14 protein-coding genes are annotated in these 16484 nt (G+C 62.6%); 7 read left to right on the top strand and 7 right to left on the bottom strand.

Annotated features, from left to right (window positions below; genetic code table 11):
• Positions 1 to 120: 120 nt before the first annotated feature.
• Entirely contained in the window at positions 121 to 822 is a 702-nt protein-coding gene (locus EKH80_RS14410; RefSeq protein ID WP_425481150.1) for an HAD-IB family phosphatase, read from the bottom strand.
• Positions 823 to 1071: 249 nt separating this feature from the next.
• On the opposite strand from EKH80_RS14410, the gene EKH80_RS14405 reads away from it, so the two are divergent.
• Genes EKH80_RS14405 through EKH80_RS14390 form a run of 4 tightly spaced genes read left to right on the top strand, consistent with a single transcriptional unit; the run spans position 1072 to position 5392 of the window.
• Positions 1072 to 2523, top strand: a complete 1452-nt coding sequence (locus EKH80_RS14405) for a TolC family protein (RefSeq protein ID WP_230473694.1) — start codon at positions 1072 to 1074, stop codon at positions 2521 to 2523.
• Complete coding sequence (locus EKH80_RS14400) at positions 2523 to 3656, top strand: ABC transporter permease (RefSeq protein WP_126685470.1); 1134 nt, start codon at positions 2523 to 2525, stop codon at positions 3654 to 3656. Before EKH80_RS14405 ends, EKH80_RS14400 begins: the two co-directional genes overlap by 1 nt.
• Positions 3653 to 4438 carry an ABC transporter ATP-binding protein gene (locus tag EKH80_RS14395; RefSeq protein ID WP_425481149.1) on the top strand — a complete coding sequence of 262 codons (786 nt, stop codon included), beginning with the start codon at positions 3653 to 3655 and terminating at the stop codon, positions 4436 to 4438. The genes EKH80_RS14400 and EKH80_RS14395 overlap by 4 nt, the downstream gene beginning before the upstream one ends.
• A 51-nt stretch (positions 4439 to 4489) precedes the next feature.
• Complete coding sequence (locus EKH80_RS14390) at positions 4490 to 5392, top strand: efflux RND transporter periplasmic adaptor subunit (RefSeq protein WP_126685468.1); 903 nt, start codon at positions 4490 to 4492, stop codon at positions 5390 to 5392.
• Positions 5393 to 6512: 1120 nt separating this feature from the next.
• On the opposite strand, the gene EKH80_RS14385 is transcribed toward EKH80_RS14390, so the two are convergent.
• From EKH80_RS14385 to EKH80_RS14365, 5 genes are all read right to left on the bottom strand, one after another.
• On the bottom strand, positions 6513 to 7823 hold the full coding sequence (locus tag EKH80_RS14385) for a glycosyltransferase (RefSeq protein WP_126685467.1): 1311 nt from the start codon (positions 7821 to 7823) through the stop codon (positions 6513 to 6515).
• Complete coding sequence (locus EKH80_RS14380) at positions 7816 to 11814, bottom strand: non-ribosomal peptide synthetase (protein ID WP_158628843.1); 3999 nt, start codon at positions 11812 to 11814, stop codon at positions 7816 to 7818. The genes EKH80_RS14385 and EKH80_RS14380 overlap by 8 nt, the downstream gene beginning before the upstream one ends.
• Before the next feature lie 521 nt (positions 11815 to 12335).
• The gene (locus EKH80_RS14375; protein ID WP_126685465.1) at positions 12336 to 12653 is read right to left on the bottom strand and encodes a non-heme iron oxygenase ferredoxin subunit; all 318 of its coding nucleotides are present in this window, start codon (positions 12651 to 12653) and stop codon (positions 12336 to 12338) included.
• Positions 12650 to 13189 carry a GNAT family N-acetyltransferase gene (locus EKH80_RS14370; RefSeq protein ID WP_126685464.1) on the bottom strand — a complete coding sequence of 180 codons (540 nt, stop codon included), beginning with the start codon at positions 13187 to 13189 and terminating at the stop codon, positions 12650 to 12652. The genes EKH80_RS14375 and EKH80_RS14370 overlap by 4 nt, the downstream gene beginning before the upstream one ends.
• A gap of 48 nt (positions 13190 to 13237) precedes the next feature.
• The gene (locus EKH80_RS14365) at positions 13238 to 13606 is read right to left on the bottom strand and encodes a hypothetical protein (protein WP_126685463.1); all 369 of its coding nucleotides are present in this window, start codon (positions 13604 to 13606) and stop codon (positions 13238 to 13240) included.
• Between the two features lie 99 nt (positions 13607 to 13705).
• Here EKH80_RS14365 and EKH80_RS14360 point away from each other — a divergent pair, with 99 nt between their 5' ends.
• From EKH80_RS14360 to EKH80_RS14350, 3 genes are read left to right on the top strand one after another with little or no spacing between them, the layout of a single operon-like run.
• Positions 13706 to 14155 (top strand): hypothetical protein, encoded by a 450-nt coding sequence (locus EKH80_RS14360; RefSeq protein ID WP_126685462.1) that lies wholly within the window; start codon positions 13706 to 13708, stop codon positions 14153 to 14155.
• 15 nt (positions 14156 to 14170) lie between these two features.
• Positions 14171 to 14740 carry an RNA polymerase sigma factor gene (locus EKH80_RS14355; RefSeq protein ID WP_126685461.1) on the top strand — a complete coding sequence of 190 codons (570 nt, stop codon included), beginning with the start codon at positions 14171 to 14173 and terminating at the stop codon, positions 14738 to 14740.
• The gene (locus EKH80_RS14350; RefSeq protein WP_126685460.1) at positions 14737 to 15150 is read left to right on the top strand and encodes a hypothetical protein; all 414 of its coding nucleotides are present in this window, start codon (positions 14737 to 14739) and stop codon (positions 15148 to 15150) included. The genes EKH80_RS14355 and EKH80_RS14350 overlap by 4 nt, the downstream gene beginning before the upstream one ends.
• Before the next feature lie 78 nt (positions 15151 to 15228).
• Here EKH80_RS14350 and EKH80_RS14345 read toward each other — a convergent pair whose 3' ends face one another.
• Positions 15229 to 16476, bottom strand: a complete 1248-nt coding sequence (locus EKH80_RS14345) for a cysteine desulfurase (protein WP_126685459.1) — start codon at positions 16474 to 16476, stop codon at positions 15229 to 15231.
• Positions 16477 to 16484 lie beyond the last annotated feature (8 nt).

The raw sequence follows: 16484 nt of genomic DNA, 5'->3' as shown, positions 1-16484 counted from the left end.
GGGAATGGAATGAAAAAAAGGGCGACCGTGCTGGCCTGAGGCTGCCTGACCGCCGTTCCCGCATCCGCGGGAACGGCGAGGCAAGCAATCAGCTGTCACGAAAAATGGGCGGCTGCTCGACTAAAAATTCGAAACCGCCGGCAACACCCGCGGCCCGTGTTCAGCCAGCAGGCTGCCGTCCAGCAAACGTGGCAGCAGTTCCAGCGCATCCTCGAAGCCGGTGATCGGCACATAGGGAATGCCGGAAGCGCGGCAATGCTCGATCAAACGATGCTTGGCGAAGACGAAATCCACTCGGTCGGCCGCGCAGAAATCGGATGCGCCGTCGCCGATCAGCAGAGTCTTGCCGCCATCCTTGCGCGCTTGCGCTACGCACGCGCACTTGCAGGTACCGCTGCGGCAGCCTTCGCTCTGGAACGGCGAAGTGAGCTGCCACTGGCGAGGCGGGCTGCCCGGGGCCAGGTGATTGGCGGCGAGCGGAAGATTATCCAAACCGTAGCGTCCAAGAATTCGATGGATGGCGTAGTCGAGGCCGTCGCTTACGATGCGCATCGGCGTGCCGAGTTCTACCGTGCGCGCCACGAATGCCGGGAAAGCATGGTCGATCCACAACCCGTCCAGGTGCTCATCAAGGGCTTCGCGACTCACGTCCAGCAGGGCCACCTGGCCGCTCATGCACTCGCGCGACCCGATGCGGCCGGCGCGCCAATCCTGCTCCAACGCTTCCCAGCCAGGGCGGCCGAAACGATCCAGCAGCGAGTCGATCACGTCCTCGACGGAGATGGTTCCGTCGAAATCGCACAGGATGTTCCAAGCAGCCACTCGCACCCACTCCTACCCTAAGACGAAGTGCATCTTGACGAGGGACCCCTTTCGGTCGCCTTTCCAGCCCTTCCAGCCCTCCTGCGGCCCAGGCCTGGGGCCGTTTCCCCTTTTGCGACGCCAAACGTCTTCCTCCCATGCCCACCTGGATTCGCTTTCGCTCGGGCCAGGCGCGCCATGCGTAAACCAAATGGTGGCCTGAGCCGCTATGCTTAGCTTTTGCACGCCTTCATTGACGGTCACCAGCCCGTGCACGATTCCGCACCGCGCCAAGTCCTCCCTATCCTCCGCCTGCTGCCGGCGCTGCTGCTGACCCTTCTGGTTGGCTGCACCGCGCCCCCCCTGCCGGCCCTGAAGCCGCCGCTACCGCAGGCTTGGCGCAACGCGCCCACGGCAACCGCGGCAAACCCCGCGCAGCCAGACCTCAAGAACTGGTGGCAGGCGCTCAACGATCCCCAGCTGGACGCGCTGGTGAAGCGCGCGCTGGACCATAACCTGGAAGTCAAAGCCGCCTCCGAACGGCTGGTCGCGGCACGCATCCTGTATCGGCACAGCAACGACCCTTATTTGCCCAGCCTGCGCTTCGATACCAACCAGGTGATCCAGCCGGACGCCAGTGCTTCCTATTTCATCGTGGGCTTCGATGCGCTATGGGAAATGCCGTTGTTTGGGGCATTGAAGAGCACGCACCGGCTCGCCACCGGCAATCTCGATGCGGCGCGGGCAAACCTGCAAGGCACCTATGTCACCCTGGTGGCGGAAGTGGCTCGCTGCTGGGTCTCGCTGCGCACGGCCCAGGAGCAGGCGAAGCTGCTTGCCGGCGTGCGCGATGCGAACCAGGAAAAGCTGCACCTGCTGGTGTTGCGCGCGGGTTTGAAGCTGGTCGCCCCGACCGATGTCGCCTCGGCCAAGGCCGAGCTGGCACGTTCGGAAATGGCGCTGACCGATCCGCAGCACGCCATCAATGCGAACGCCCAGCAACTGGCGGTGCTGCTCGGCCAGAGCGAACCCGATCCGGCCTGGCTGGAAGGCGGCGTGCAGCCGCAATTGGGCGACTGGCAGATGACACACGCGCCAGCGGACTTGCTGCGCACGCGCCCTGAAATCGCCGCGGCCGAAGCGGAGGTGCTGCGGGCGGCAGGCGAAGCAGGTATCAGCCGTGCCGACATCTACCCGCATATCGGCCTGGGCAGTTCACTGGACTGGTCGGTGAACCTGTTGACCGAGCGCAGGCTCATTCGCTCCGGCGACAGCATCTTCTCGGCCGGGCCGGTGATCGACATGCCGCTGTTCGATTGGGGCATGCGCATGGCGAAGGCCAACTCTCAAAAGCATGGGCTGCAAGCGGCGGTATACGCGTACCGCCAGGCAGTGCTGCAGGGGGTTGCCGAAACCGAAACGGCGATGGGCGATCTGCAGCAGACACGCGTGCGAGAGACCTGGGCCCAGCAAGCTGCGCAAGCGCTCGACGACAACGTTTCCGCACTGAACAAGCGGCGCAGCCTTGGCCTTGCCAGCACCCTTGACCTGCAGGACGCGACGATCGCCCAAGCCAAAGCGCAGCTCGAACTGGTATCCGCGCGCGCCGAGCGTGACCTCGCCTACGTGTCGCTGTACAAGGCCCTGGGTGGTGCACCGTTGCCGCTGGTCAATGTGGCCGCCGATTACAAGGCACTGAGCAGCCGCAAGGAAGCCAAGTAATGGTGGCGCTGGCACGCAAGACCCTCGTCTACGAATGGCGCCGCTTTCTGCCGGCGATTCTGGCGGTGGGTTTCGCCAGCCTGCTGCAGCTGCTGCAGGCTGCGCTAGTGCTCGGCATCTTTGGCAGCGCAAGCGTGTACATCACCGGTTCCTCGGCTGATCTGTGGGCAGGCTATCCGGGCACGCAGAGCGTGAACCTCGGCCGCCCCATCAGCGAAGACGTGGCGATGCGCTTGCGCATGGATCCGGATGTGATGAAGGTGGAGCCGTTTCGCTGGGTGGATGCCGACTGGCGCGGCTCGCGCGACACTGGCGGCGTGTCGGTGTTCGTGTCCGGCATCGATGTGCATCCAGACGGCATGATGTTCGCGCGCGCGCTGCCCCCCGCGCTGCGCGCACGCCTGAACGAACCCGGCGCGGTGATCGTGGACAAGGCCGACCTTGACAGCCTCGGCGTCGACATCGGCGAGAGTGCGGTCATCAATGGCCAGCGCGTGAGAGTAGTCGGCGTGAGCAGCGGCTTGCGCGCGCTAGGCGGCGTGAACATCGTCGCTTCGCTGGAAACCGCACGCATGCTCGACCTCTCGCACGACGATGCCGGCATGATGACCTACTTCATTGCCAAGGTACGCCATGGCGTGAAGCCCAAGCTGGTGGCAAACCGTTTGAACGGTTCCAATGCATTCGGGCCGTACACCGTCTGGACGGCCAAGGCATTCGCACGCGAATCGAGCCTGTACTGGATGTTCGACACCGGCGCCGGTGCGGGCGTGCTGTTCCTCGCCGGCATCGTGTTCCTGGTCGGCTCGGTGATCACCAGCCAGACCCTGATCGCCGCAGTCATCGGCTCGATCCGCGAATACGCCACCTTGAACGCACTTGGCGTCGGCCGCGGTTCGCTGCGCAAGGTGGTGATGGAACAGGCGTTCTGGGTAGGTGCGCTGGGATTGATGTGCAGTATCGTGATCGGCCTGATCCTGCTCGTCATCGCGCGCAACCGCAGCGTGCCGATGGACTTGAATCCGCTCACCACCATCGTCTGTCTGGCACTGAGCATGGCTTTGGCGATCGTATCCGGCCTGGCCGCCGTGCGTACCCTGCGCCGTGCCGACCCGGCGAGCCTGCTGAGATGAGCATGTCCACCCTCGCTTCGACCTCTTCCCCAGGTACCCCGGCGCTGCAAGCCAGCAGCGTGCGCAAATCCTTCGTTTCGGGCCGCATTGAAAGCACGGTGCTGCACGACCTCACCCTGGACGTGCACGCCGGCGAACTCACGCTGATTTCCGGCCCCTCCGGCTGTGGCAAGAGCACGTTGCTGGCGATCCTGAGCGGCCTGCAACCCGCCGATGGCGGCGCAGTGCGTGCGCTCGGCCATGAACTGAGCGGAATGAGCACGCGGGCGCTGGAATCCTTCCGCCTGCAGCACACCGGCTTCGTGTTCCAGGGCTTCAATCTGTTCCCGGCGTTGACCGCCCTGGAGCAGGTGGAGCTGCCGCTGAGCTACATGGGACTGGCCAAGGACGTGGTGCGCAAGCGCGCGGCCGAATCGCTGGAGGAGGTCGGCCTTGGCCCGCGCATGCGGCTGCTGCCGGCCGAATTGTCCGGCGGCGAAAAACAGCGTGTCGCGATCGCTCGCGCGCTGGCCAAACAGCCGGAACTGCTGTTCGCCGACGAACCCACCAGTGCGCTGGATGCCGCCAATGGACAGATCGTGATCGACATCCTGCATCGCATCGCCCGAGCGCATGGCACCACGGTGCTGTGCGTCAGCCACGATCCGCGCCTGGTCCACCATGCCGACCGCGTGCTGGCGATGGAAGACGGCCGCATTCTGAGCGACCATGTGCCGCCTGCAGCTTCCGCCCCCTCCCCCCTTCCGGGAGAAAGCCTGCCCCCGGCGCGATCGGGGGCTTAGGGTGAGGGGCGAATCTTGCGGGCAAGCCTGCTTTCTTTTAGGAACCTATGCATGACTTTGCGTGATCTGCGCCTTCCGTTGGCCTTGCTTGTCGCGCTGCTGGCCGGCTGCTCGCGAGACCCGGCACCGGAGCCAAGCGCCGCTGCCAGGGCAGCGGCGTATGCGGCGGTAGCGCGCGGACGCATCGACATCGAAGGGGGCCTGCTCAAGCTCACCATGCCCAGTGAAGGCGTCGTCGCCCAGGTCGATGTGCATGAAGGCGACCACGTGCAGAAAGGACAGTTGCTGGCGCAACTCGACCTGCAGCCGGCCAAGCTGGCCCTGGACACCGCGCTCGCCGAACAGCAGCAAGCCATGGCGCAGATCGGCGCGCTGGAGCAGCGCGCCAAGTCGGCCGGATTGCGCGCATCGCGGTTGGAGCAGGCTGCCAAGCTTGGCGCCGGTGACGTACAAAGCGCGGACGATGCGCGGGAAGCCGCGCAGCAGGCTCAGACCGAATTGAACAACGCCCACGCGGCCGCAGCACTGGCTGCCCAGAAAGTAGCCGGTGCCCGCTATCAGTTGGAGCTGCGTAGCCTGCACGCGCCGGCTACCGGCGAGATCGTGCAGCGCATGGTGCAGCCAGGTGCTTCGGTATCGCCAGCGACGGGGCCCATCTTCGTGATGCTCCCCGATTCGCCGCGCATCGTGCGCGCCGAACTCAATGAGTCGTTCGTTGGCGTGGTGCATGAGGGCATGGCTGCCGAAGTGGATGACGACAGCGGCAGCGGCATGGCGCCACTGAAGGCACACGTGCTGCGCGTCGGCAAGGTGTTCGGGGCCAGCACGCTGGAAGATGATCCGCAGGTGCGCGCCAATACCCGGTCGGTGGATTGCGTGCTGACGCTCGATCAGGCGCCGTCGGCAGCTTTACGCATCGGTCAACGGGTGTTGGTGAAGTTCCCGCCGAACTGACGCACCTGCCTAACGTAGGCTTACGTTGCAAAACCCAGCATTGCCATGCACGCCACACACGCGATGCTGGGATTGGCATCCCAGCCTGCTTACGGATCGAGAACTCATCCTTGCTCAAGCGCAATACACCGCGCGTCGATGCGCGTACCAAGCTGCTGACCAGTGTAGGTGATATCGGCGATTTGCCAGAGCGATTAACCTCGCTTGCGAAGGTAGCCGTGCAGGGCAATAAGCGCGCATAGAACGCCGGAAATAGTCGACGTAATTAACGAAATGACAAGATTTTCGCTATTCATGCTGCCAGTATTCAGGATGTAAACAAAGCAATTCAGTACAAACATCCATGGCACGAAAAGCGCAGTCGCCGCAGCAAAGACCATGAGCCCTTTTTTTCGGGTAATGACCATCCAAACCACCTCGTCTATTTACGCAAAACTCCACGCTATTTCATGATGACGGAAAGCCTCCGTCCAGGCCTTGACTGATTAGCTCTACGCCAGACCAATCAAAAGTCTTGCCATTCCGCAAGGCGATGAGCTTGTCTACTGACGCGCTGATTGCCTCGCGATGTGCGATCAGGATGCTCGTCACGCTCAGGTGTGCAACGGCTTGATTTATGTGGCGGCCGTCGCCACAAGTCATGCCTCTCATTCCCCATTCTGTCGGCCGCAGCCGCATCGCAAAGGGCTAGATTGGAGAAGCATTTGAATGGTCGCTAGAGGACTTATGCGTTACGCAGCGTAAGATGACGCTTACACACTACGGCCGGCCAATCCGAAGCGGTCGGCAAGCTGATGCGTTCAAGCGGCGCATGATTTAGCGAGAAGCATGCTCGCTCTGGCATAAAACTGGAGCAGAGAGGCACTTTCCAATGTGTCACTTGGCCCTACTTAACGCTTCCAGGCTCAGCGTAGGAAAAATCAATTTGCCCCAAAAACAATCCAACCCAGAGGTATCCCCGCGATTTTTGCTCTTCATCAAAGCGAAGGCTGGTACCCAGTGCCTTTGCGGTCTGCAAGTCGCTGGATCCCAGCTTTCGCTGGGATGTCGGTAAGGTGGTTTGAAACTTCCCGGCGAAATGGGACGACCCGCGATCTTCCCGGCCCAAGCACATTTCGCCTCATCTTGCGACAGCAAGCGCAAACTCTTCATCATGAGCCGGCTTCAACAAGCCCCAGTTGCGCAGACACACTATCGCCTCCGCCACGCCGTTTTCCGCACGCACGTTTACCCCTAGCGATGCAGCCGCTCTTCGCATGGGCTGCTTGGTTGCCGCATCGATCGCCGCAGCCAAAGTTTCCGCACGCATGCTGCGCCGGTCCACGATCGGCGGTGCAGCCCCCTCGCGTTGCAAGCACCGCCCCCAGAACGGCTGATCGCCAAAAAAAGGCACGATTACCGAAGGAATCCCGGCGCGGACCGCCGCCGCCGTGGTGCCGGCGCCACCGTGATGAACCGCCGCGGCAACCCGTGGAAACAGCCAGTCATGCGGTGCGCCGCGAGTAAAGAAGATGGACCCGTCCTGGGTGCCCTCCTCGCCCGCCAAACCGCCCCAACCGGTGGCGAGCACGGCACGCTGGCCGCTGCGCCGGACGGCTTCGAGCACGGTCTTCGTGAATTGCTCGGCATGCGTGCTGACCATGCTGCCGAAACCGACATAGATCGGCTTGGGACCGGCATCGAGAAAGGCACGCAAGGGATCCGGTGGTTGCCAATCGGCTTGGTCGAGGAACCAGTAGCCGGTGATCTGCGCCGTCTCAGGCCAATCGCCCGGCCTGGGCACGACGTGACGGCTGAATCCGTACAGCACACGATGATGCCGATTCTTGAAGTAAGGCCCGTACCAGGGATATCCCGGCAGGCCGAGTTGCGGGCGCACGATGTCATTGATGGCCGGCTTCATCACGTACCAGACCAGCAGCCGCAATACGTTGTAGGCCGCCATGTTCAGCGCGGGCGGCAGCTTGCGTCCGCCGACCAGCACCAGCGGGGACATCTGGCGTGACGGTGTCAGAGGTTGCAATTGCGCGCCCACGAACGGGATGCCCTGCGCTTGGGCAACCGCCTTGGCCAGCAGGGTGCTGTTGGCCACCCCGATCAGCAAGCCCGCGCCTTGGGCCGCCGCCATGCCTTCGCTGGCCCAATGGGTGGCCCATTCGGCGTAGAAGTGGCGGGAAATGCGTGCCATCGCCGACATGTCCAAGCCCTGGTCGGCAATCTCGCGATGAGAGTCGAGCAGCGTCTGGAAATTCGCCGTCAGCGGAAAGAACGCCAGGCCGGCCGCACGCACCATGCTTTCGAAATTGTCGCTGGTGACGATGCGCACCGGATAACCGGCGCGTTGCAGGCCGACACCCAGAGCAACGCAAGGACGGATATCGCCTTGCGTGCCGATGGTGAAAATGGCGATGGGTGCGTGGGACTCAGGCATAGGCGGCGAAGCTCCCGGTAGGCGCATGATCCGGCGCATGCCGGACGAGTTGGGCGGATTGGGGACGGGCCGTCTGCAACGCATACAGCCGCTGCATGACCAGCCTGCCGATTTGCGCGGCCGGGGCCGCTTCCAGCATGGCCTGGTGATGGCAGGCGATGTCATGCACTTCGATTCGGCCATCCACGTAAAGCTGCCAGGCTTCGGGCCGGTCGTAGAGTTGCGCGCTCAGGTCGACGGATTCCTTCTGCGCTGCCCGGAAGAACAGCACATCGGTATCGATCCGCCTCGGCACGTGTTTGCGTGCCAGCTGCAGATTGTTGAGCGTGACGGCAGATACCTGCTCGACCAGTTGCGGATGGCTGCGTGAAATCTCCTGCACCAGCGGCATGCTGAACACCCCGTATTCCGTGCATAGCAGATTCGTCAGCGCGGCCAGGCTGGCAGGGGGATGCTCTACATGCTGGTGGAAGCCGAGGAAACGCAGGATGGCCCTGATCTCCTGCGACGTATCGGCGTTGGTCATCGCCTCATCCACCACGAAGGGATAGGCATCCAGCAGTGCCAGGAATTCCACTTGCCGGCCCTGCGATTGCAATTGCGCCGTCATCTCGTGCGCAATCAGGCCGCCCAGCGACCAGCCGAGCAGCCGGTAGGGGCCTTCCGGTTGGATGCGCCGGACCTGCGCCAGATAGTCGCCGGCCATTTGCGCGATAGTCGCCGGCAACGACGCAATGTCACTCAAACCGCCTGATTGCAGGCCGTATACCGGCAGTTTGTCGTCCAGGTGCCGCAACAGGCCCGTGTAGCCCCAAGCAAGCCCAACCGCTGGATGAATGCAGAACAAGGGCCGGTCCCGGAGCGAAACGCGCAACGGCAGCACCAAGCCCAGTGGATCGCTCTTGCCTTCGGCGCGCTGCAGGTACGCCGCGAGACCGGCGATGGTCGATGCTTCGAACAGGCTGGCGAGCGGCAGTTCCATGCCGAAGCAATCCGGAAAGCGCGCAATCATCTCCGCGGCGCTGAGCGAATCGCCGCCCAGCTGGAAGAAATTGTCGTTGAGGCCGATCCGCTCGACACCCAGCACTTGCTGCCACAGCGCGGCTAGTTTCTTTTCGACATCCGTAACCGGCTCGGTATAGCCAGCTCGCTGAGTGCGTACCGGCGGTGCCAAGGCTTTGCGGTCCAGCTTGCCGGTGGCCGTCAGCGGCATCGCTTGCGCTGCTATGAAATGGCTTGGCAGCATGTACTCGGGCAAGAACCTGGCCAAGTAGCTGCGCAGCTCGGAGGCGACCAGTTGCCGGTTTTCCTGCATCACTACGTAAGCTGCCAAAGCCATTGCGCCATCCTGGTCTCGGTGGGCGGTAACCGCTGCCTCGACTACCGCGGCATGCGCGACCAACCGGCTTTCGATCTCGCCCAGTTCAACGCGATGGCCGCGAATCTTCACCTGCTCGTCAGCACGGCCGACGAAATGCAGCGAGCCCTGGCTGTTCCAATAGACCAGATCGCCGGTACGGTACATTCGGCTGCCGTCAGCCGCGAAGGGATCCGGCAGGAAACGCGCCTCGGTCAGCTGACGATGATGGAGATAGCCTTTCGCAACGCCGGCGCCGGCAATATAGAGCTCGCCGATGGCACCGGTCTGCACGAGTTGCTGATGCTGATCCAGCACGTACAACCGCGTGTTGCATAAGGGGCGGCCGATCGGTGGCGCGTTTGAACTCACCTCCTTCAACTCGTACGACGTGGACAAGACCGTGGTTTCGGTCGGGCCATAAAGCTGTGTCACGCTCGATGCGCGCTGCAGCAGGCGATTGGCCAGTTCCGCGCTCAGGGCTTCGCCGCCGACCAATGCGTGCAGCTGTCCGAGCTGAGCGTCCGCGCTCGCCAGCAGCACCCGCCATAGCGAGGGTGTCGCCCACATGTGCGTGACTTGCTGACGCTGCAGCAGACGCAGCAAGCTGGGAGGATGGCGCACCGTCTCGCTGCCTGCGATCACTACGCTCGCTCCAGCCATCAGCGGCAGGAAGCGCTCCAGCAAGGCGATGTCGAACACCATGGTGGCTATGGCCAGGAAGCGATCGCTCGGGCCGAGCGCGAGCTGCAACCGCATGCCTTGCAGCAAATTGCCCAGATTGCGATGGGTGACCTCCACGCCCTTGGGGCGTCCAGTCGATCCCGACGTGTAGAGCACGTAGGCCGTGTCATCGGGTCGCGACCAGTCCGGCGCTTCGGCGTTCGCATCGAGCGAGCCACTCAGATCCTCAGGATGCAGTAGCAGCATGCCGCCAAGCCCGAAGCGCTCGCACAACTCGGGGGTGGCGATCAGCGCGATCGGCGCGGCGTCGTCCAGCATCATCGAAATACGCTCCGGCGGGCCGTCCGGATCCAATGGCAGGAAACTGGCACCCGTGCGCATGATCGCCAGCAGCACGATCAGCCACTGCTCGTTGCGCGGAAGCATTACGGCGACGGTGTCACCGGGCCGCACCCCATCGGCAAGCAATTGCCAGGCCTGCCACACACTGCGTTCGTGCAGTTCGCGGTAGGTCACGGTTGAATCTTCACAACACACGGCAGGCGCATTGGGTGTCAACTGCGCATGCTGTGCAATGAACGCGGGCAAGCTTTCCTGCGCCAGCGGGACGGCCGTGTCGTTCCAGTCGTGCAACAGGCGCCGGCGCTCTTGGACACCGAGGATGTCGATTTGCTCCAGCGGTCGATCGGGCTCGTCCAACACCCCATCCATCAACAGGGCCAAACGCCGACGATGCTCATCCAGATCGGCGACGCTGTACAGAACGGGATTCGCGTCGAGGTCGAAACGCAATTCGCTGCCGTTGCCCCGGTCGTAGACGAAGATCGTGAGATCTTCGCCGGAGCCGTTCGATACGTTGTGCGGAATCACGCGAGCGCCGGCAAACGCCAGCTGGTAATCGAACGGCTCGATGTTCACGCCGAGCCAGGCGATATGCTTGCCCTGTCCGATCAACCCAAGATCGCGCCGCAAATCCTCGTAACGATATTGCTGATGGCGCAGTGCCTGCCTGACCACCTGCGCGACTTGCGCGAACAAATCGATCGCGGTGGTTTCCGGGGTGAAGCGCAAGCGGATGGCCACGATGTTGGCGACCATGCCAGGCGTCTTGCGCAAGGCTGCATTGATGCGCCCTGAGACCGGCATGCCGATCACCAGATCTTGCGCGCCGGTAGCACGGTGATAATAGGCGGCCACCAATGCGATCAGCAACTGCGGCAGGCTGGTGGAAGTGCGCTTGCCCAGTTCGTGCAAGCGCTGCACCGTTTCGGCAGACAGATGCCCGGTGCTGCGGCGTAGCCCCCCCATGCTGCTGTGCGGCCCCAGACGCGACAGCGAAACAGCTTCGGGCAGGTCGGCAAGCTTTTCCTTCCAGTATTCCCGATCGCGCTGCAGCCGGTCCGAATCGCGGTACGCGGCCTCGGCCTCGATCAGTTCCTGCAAGGGACCGAAGCCGCACTGAGCCGGTTCGCATCCTTCCACATAGGCGTTATAGAGCTCGGCCAACCTTCGTGCGATTACACCGCCGCTATAACCGTCAAAGATTACGTGATGAGCGCGCTGGTACCAGTAGTAGCGATCCTCCGCAGCTTTGAACAGAGCACTCACCCACAGGGGATCATTGGCCAGATCCACGGGGCGGTTCAATTCTTCCATCATCCATGCTTCGGCTGCTGCGCGCGGACGGGCCTCGTGACTGACATCCAGATACGGGAACTCACCCGGATAGATCGACCGCACCACCTGACGTGGGCGGCCTTGATGCTCAATCACGCTTACACGCAGCGTGTCGGCTTCGCGAGTAACCTGCCATAGCGCGCGGATAAACAACTCAGGCCGCACCGGACCGCAAATCTCCAGCATCTCGGCGATGTTCAAGGTGGCATCCGCCGCGCCGATCTTCTGGCCTACCCACAATCCGCGCTGGGCGGTCGTCAATGGCAGCGACATAGGTGACTCATGATTCATTGCGCAATCTCCTTGCGAAGGCGCATGCAAAGGCCCGGCCGGCCGACTCAATGCCTCATTGATAGGTGGCTGCTCCGCCTGCGTTGCACTCGCATTCGTCATTCGTCATTGATTACCCCTGGGCACACTCTTCCGGCGCATGCGGCTGCGCTCTTTCTTTATGGCGCAAGCACACCGTCACGGCCGACTTCAGCCATGAAAAGGACGCTCGCGCGATTGACACCGCAAAAAGAAACGTTCACCGACACGCTGCCAGCCAACGTCATCCGCTTGACCTGCTTGCACCAGCCACGACGCACATCGACCTGCGTCTTGTCGCAACCCCTGCACGCGCGAGTCTCCACGCGTGCCACAGCATTCCACTACGAACTTCCACTTCCTATGTTGCGGTGTAGCAATCCTTCGATGAAAGCTCCGTCAACAACAGCTGCGTGCATGCTGCCCTGAGAACCAAGGCACAAAAGCGGGAGAGTTCTTTGCAAACAGATGACTGAACGTTGCGCTCAGCGATCGTCCCGCGTCCAGATCAAACCATGCTCTTCCTTTACCGGAAACCGATGGATCGGCTCATACGCCGGCGGACAGGTCGGCGCTCCCGTGCGCAAGTCGAAACGCGCACCATGGCGCGGACATTCCACTTCGTGGCCGATGATCTCGCCGCCGGCCAACTCGCCGCCGTCGTGGGTGCAGATATCCTCGACCGCATAAAGATCGCCGTCGACATTGAAGACAGCGATGGCGGTGTCGCCGTCCCAAACCACTTTGAATTCGCCCGGCAGCAGCTCCGAGCGCGTCCCGACTTCCACCCAAGCCTCGTTCATGCCGTCAGGTCCTTCACCATCAATTCGAACTTCAGATCGTCGCGGCGCGGAATGCCGAAGCGCTCATCGCCATAAGGGAAAGGCGAGCATTCGCCGGTGCGGCGATAGCCTTGCCGCTCGTACCAGGCCATCAGGTCACTGCGCACGTCGATCACCTTCATGTGCATCGCTGAGCACTGCCATGCTTGTCGCGCATGACGTTCGGCCTCGGCCAGCACCAGCCGCCCCAAGCCGCCACCTTGGCGCGGCGGATGAACGGCGAACATGCCAAAGTACGCCGCATCGCCGTGCCGCTCGACGTGGCAGCAGGCAAGCAGCTCGCCATCGATCGACGCCAGCAGCACGGCGCTGTCCGGCGCAGCCAGCGACCGGGCCACATCAGCCGCATCCGTGCGCTGGCCATCAAGCAGATCGGCTTCGGTGGTCCAGCCCTGGCGGCTGAATTGACCGCGATAGGCGGATTGGATCAGGGCGACGATGGCGCCGATATCGGTTTCGGCGGCCTTGCGGAATACGGGAATGATGACTGCAATCATCCGGTCATGATAATCCCTGTTGCGACCGGGCCAAAGCCATTCCCGCAACTACGGCATGACCTGCGAAACCCGACGATCGTGATGAAAGAGCGTGCCAGGCCGATAGGCATGGAAACGGCACAGGTCGAAGTTGCGCGCGAAGATCCGCCGGCCGTCCGACAGCACCGTGCGCAGGTCGCGCAGGCACCCGTCGCCGTCATGAAACTGCAGCAGCATGGCAAGCTGCTGCTCGAACGAAGACTCCTGCATGGACGTCCTGAAGTCGACCTCGATCCAACGATCGCTACCGGCCGGAGCCATCGAAAAGGTATCGATCCGGCTGTACGTGTCGTTGACCACCTCAATGGTGTGCACCGAATCGGCCAGCGCGGCAAAAGGAAAACAGGCAAGGCACAGTGCGGCTATGCACAAACGCATGGCTTTTCTCCTTGGAAAGGCGCAACAGCCCGCTGGCCGGGCATGCAGGGTACGCGGCAGGATGGATGGCTGCGGGAATGGCGAACTACGGATAGAGGGATGCACGCAGCGATCAATCGGTTGCAAGGCGTTCGGCTGCAACCGATCGGCGGGCGGCTGTATCTCTATACTCGTCGGCGCCACGTTCGGCGCCCTTTTCAGGAGCAGATGGTGGACAAAAGCGAGATCATTCCGGTTGTGCTTTTCCTGTGCATCACCTTGGGCATCACTTACATCGCCAGACTGCTGGTCAACGCGCGCTTACGCACCAAGATGCTGCAGACGTGCAGTTCGAAGGAACTGGTGGAGGCCATAGTGCAGGGTGATGCGCACCGTGACCAGATGACGGCCTTGCGCTGGGGTATTCTCACCGGCATGGAAGCGATCGGCTTCGGCGTCATCCAGGCGATGGGCTGGACCGACATCAATCCCGGCGTGGTGGCCATGCTGCTGGGCGCTTTCGGGCTTGGCTCCGTCCTGTTCTTTGTGCTCGCGCGACGTTTCAGCTGATTGGCGCCGCAGCGCATGAGCCATCAGGATCGCCAGTTGGTCGAAGCCGTACTGGCGAACGCACCCGGCGCGTTCGAACGACTGGTGCGCGAGCATCAGGCATTGTGCTGGCACATCATCTACCGGATGGTGCACCATCCCGAAGACGCGCGCGATCTATGTCAGGACACGTTCCTGCGCGTTCACCGGCATTTACGACAGTATCGCTACGAAAGCGCGCTCAAGTCATGGATCGGCCGCGTCGCGTATACCGTCGCGCTACGTCATCTGGAGCGAAAGCGCATCGCGGTACTCGATCCCGGCGAAAACGAGGACACCGCCGATGCGGTCGAGAACGCGGGCGACGGTTTCGACCTGGAAACCGCCTATGCCGACAGCGAAATCGCTGCGCGCCTGCACCAGGCGATCGAAACCCTGCCCCCAATGCAGCGTACCTTGCTTACGCTCTATCATCTGGACGAACTGTCCATCGACGAGATCGCCAGCATCACCGGCTTGGCGGCCGGCACGATCAAAAGCCATCTGTTTCGCACACGCCTTCGTTTGCGCGAACAGCTGGAGAGCGCGTACGGAGTATTGCCATGAACCGCAAACCGCCGTCATCACACGACGAACGCATGGAACGCGAATGGGTGCTGCAAGAGCAGGCGGTTCAAGCCGAGCGGCTTGGACTGGACGTTCGTCACGATGAAAGTCTCCTGCGCTATCGGACTGTGGCGCGCGCATTGCGACAGCCGCTGGACAGGGACTTGCCACCCGATTTTGCCAGCCAGGTTGCCGAGGAGGTTCACGCCCTCGCAGCCGATGACATGCGGCTGGAGCTTTATTTGAGCTGGGCGTTGCTCGGCCTATTGGCCGTGGTGCTACTTGGGCTGACTGCGCGTTACAGCAATCTGGTGATGGCCTGGCTGTCGAATCCATGGCTGGTGGCGCTGGCGGCCTGCTTCGCATTGCCAGGCTTGCTGGGCAGGCTGCCCAATCTGACACGACGATGAAATCGTAGGCTGGGATGGCAATCCCAGCTTTTCAATGGGTTTCCTGAAACTGGGATTGTCATCCCAGCCTACTAGGCGTTACATCAGCAGCTTGCGCACCTTCAGCAGCGCGGCGATGAACGCGTCCACTTCCTCGCGCGTGTTATAGAACGCGAGCGACGCGCGCAGCGTGGCCGGCACGCCGTAGAACTGCATCAGCGGGTGAGCGCAGTGATGACCGGAGCGCACGGCCACGCCTTCCAGGTCAAGCAGGGTCGCCAGGTCGGTGGCTTGCGCGCCTTCCAGCAGGAAGGAGATCACCGGCTCCTTCTCCCGGGCCTCGCCAAACAGGCGCATGCCAGGAATCTCACGCAGCCGCTGGGTGGCGTAGCTCAATAGCTCGTCTTCCCACGCCCGAACCGCTTCGAACCCCAACGACTGGTAGTAGTCGATGGCTGCGCCCACTCCCGCAAAACCAGCTATGTTTGGCGTGCCTGCCTCGAACTTGTGCGGCGGGTCGGCAAAGGTGGTGCCGTCGAAGCGCACTTCGCGAATCATGTCGCCGCCGCCGAAGAACGGCGGCATGGCCTCAAGCAGCTCGCGCTTCGCCCACAGTGCGCCGGTACCGGTCGGAGCAAGCATCTTGTGGCCGGTCAATGCATAGAAATCACAACCCAGCGCCTGTACGTCCACTGGCCGGTGCGGCAGCGCCTGCGAACCATCGACGACCAGCGGAATGCCACGCTTGCGGCATTCGCGCGCGATCTCGCGAACCGGGTTCACCGTGCCCAGCACATTGGAGACATGCGCCACGCAAGCGAGCTTCACATCCGGGGTAAGCAGCTCGAAGAACTTTTCCAGGATCAGCTCACCACTCTGATCGATCGGCGCCGCCTTCACCGTTGCGCCCGTACGCGCTGCAACAAGTTGCCACGGCACGATATTGGCATGATGCTCCATCACCGTGGTGACGATCGCATCGCCGGGCTTGAGCCGGGGCAGCGCATAGCTGTAGGCCACCAGGTTCATCGACTGGGTGGTTCCGGAGGTCAGCACCAGCTCGTTGCGCGATCCGGCATTGATGAACGCCGCCAGCTTGTCGCGCGCACTCTCGTAGGCGGCCGTTGCTTCCTCGCCCAGCTGATGCACCGCGCGCGCCACGTTCGCGTTGTGTACACGATAGTGGTTGTCGACGGCTTCGATTACCTGCCGCGGCTTCTGACTGGTGTTGGCATTATCCAGGTACACCAGCGGTTTGCCGTGTACGCTGCGCGACAGCAGCGGAAAATCCGCGCGCACGCGCTGTACATCAAAGTCGACGGAAGGATGGCTGGGCTTGAGGTTCATGGCATCGA

Source organism: Dyella choica, from assembly GCF_003977665.1.
Classification (GTDB): domain Bacteria; phylum Pseudomonadota; class Gammaproteobacteria; order Xanthomonadales; family Rhodanobacteraceae; genus Dyella_B; species Dyella_B choica.
Note: the sequence above shows the minus strand (reverse complement) of the source record. Positions and strands in the feature narration are given on the sequence as shown.